Below are 1,992 nucleotides of genomic sequence, written 5' to 3' on the forward strand. Positions count from 1 at the left end.
GAGGAACCGGATGCGGGAAAACTGCACGTCCGGGTCTGTGGCGGGGGAACCGGGTAACCGGTTTCCCTACGCCGGAGGCTGCGAAGAATTAACTTGCCAATCAATCTATGAAAATTGAAAATTTATACAATACAGAGCCTTTTCGCAGCTTATTCGATGAAATATGGGTTCTTAGCTTAAAATCATCTATAGAACGACGACAACATATTCGTGATCATCTTCCTCGGTTTGGAATCACTAAGTATCGATTTTTTGATGCTATAGGCGCCGATCATCCTGAGATTGAAGCGGTAGAGCAATGTGGAGGCGTCGTAAGATACCCCCCATGCTTTCGGTGCGGAAAACTAGATTGTGGGAATGATGATTGCAACAATTTTCTTGTTCCTGAGCAAATAGCATGCTTTCTAAGCTATAGGCGTCTATGGCGAACTATTGCGGAGGGTACTGCAGAAAAAGTATTAATAATGGAGGATGACGTTTGGCTGCACCCTCAAACCTACCGAGTGCTGTCTTGGGTGCAAAATGAAGTTGAAGAGGGTCGCATTCCCTTTAGTGCGGGAAAAAACTGCTTGTTACGCTTTGGGTGGGCCAAATGTGGCGAACACTTAGATAGTGACGCACCCGTCAAAATTGCTGAAACCGTTAAAATGGCAAATCCATGTCATGCTATTACTAGAAGTTATGCAGCGGCTCTTATTGAAAGGGATGGAATAATTAGACACACTGCAGATGTTTATCAACATCAATTGGCACCGAAACCTGGAGAGTCGTTCAGTATATTTCCCCCTATAGCATCTGAACTGTCATGGGCAGAAGGACAGTTTCCATCAACTATACACCCCAAAAAAGTTCATGTTGATTATCTTCACAAGAATAACGATATTTCGGGTGCGAACGCAGCCAGCGCACTTTTAAAATCTCATATAAAAAAGAAATTTTTTAGAACATTACTTATCACGGGTCACCCACGATGTGGCACTGGTTATGCGTCAGCACTGTGCCGTCAGATGGGTTTGGACGTGGGGCACGAAAAGGCTGGAAGAGATGGGATTAGTTCTTGGATGTTCGCCGTAGAGGACAAAAATAATCCTTGGGCTTTAGACTTGGTTTCAAGTTCTCGCCTTCGGTTAGCTTGGAAATATCTTATAATGCCTGTGCGTGATTTAGGGAAAGCAGCTGAATCCGTGGTTCGCGAGAATACATATGCGCCTGCTTCATACCAATTTCGGCAAAAGCATATATTAGCAAGGCTTAATATAAATCTAGATGGTCTTTCCACGGATCTCGAGAAATCGGTGTGTTCGATTGTTGGTTGGGCACGCATCGTCCTCAATCAAACAGATTTTGTCTTCCGAATAGAAGATGAACAAGAAAAATTACGAGAGTATCTTATTAATCTAAATTTAATAGATAAAGAGCATCAATGCGTTAGTTTGAATACTTCGCCCGTGAATGCAGATAAGCTTTACAAAGGAAAACATTACAATAAACCAACAATTTCTATTGAAGATTGGCAAGCCCTCCCTCATACGGTGCTTACTCAAGCAGCGTGGTATTGTGAGCAGTTCGGCTACTTTTATCCGTGGGAGCATGGGCAATAAATTTATGATGATTCAATTCTGTAGCTAATATGTTGAGCCCAACTCGAAGTTAGGAGGACGGGGGAATAGGCAAGCACATCCAGTGAGATGGACTATCAACCTGAGCGCATGTGATTTCTGGAACAACATCCCAGCACTCACAGACCATATCCCATGCGCCAACAATCATTGACCCCGCTTCAAATAACAAAACATGCGTCCCGTCTCGCGGCGCTGTTTCAATTGACTGCCACTCCATAAAACCCCCTAACGAATAAGGTTAGATCGTCCAACGAATAAGGTTAGATCGTCCGAGCGAAGCGAGCGACGATCTGAACCGGTTGTTGGACAAGCCCGGGATCGAGGAGGTACGCAGGGGGTATAGAAAATAGCTTTTCGAGGCCGAGGGCTC

General features: G+C 44.4%; 1 protein-coding gene. It reads left to right on the forward strand.

The genetic code is table 11. The features are described 5' to 3' along the window. Window positions 1–107: 107 nt before the first annotated feature. Window positions 108–1,601: a glycosyltransferase family 25 protein gene (locus G3446_RS26490; protein ID WP_164456648.1), complete on the forward strand. Its 1,494-nt coding sequence runs from the start codon at window positions 108–110 to the stop codon at window positions 1,599–1,601. Window positions 1,602–1,992: the final 391 nt, after the last annotated feature.

The organism is Thiorhodococcus minor, from assembly GCF_010820565.1.
Taxonomy (GTDB): domain Bacteria; phylum Pseudomonadota; class Gammaproteobacteria; order Chromatiales; family Chromatiaceae; genus Thiorhodococcus; species Thiorhodococcus minor.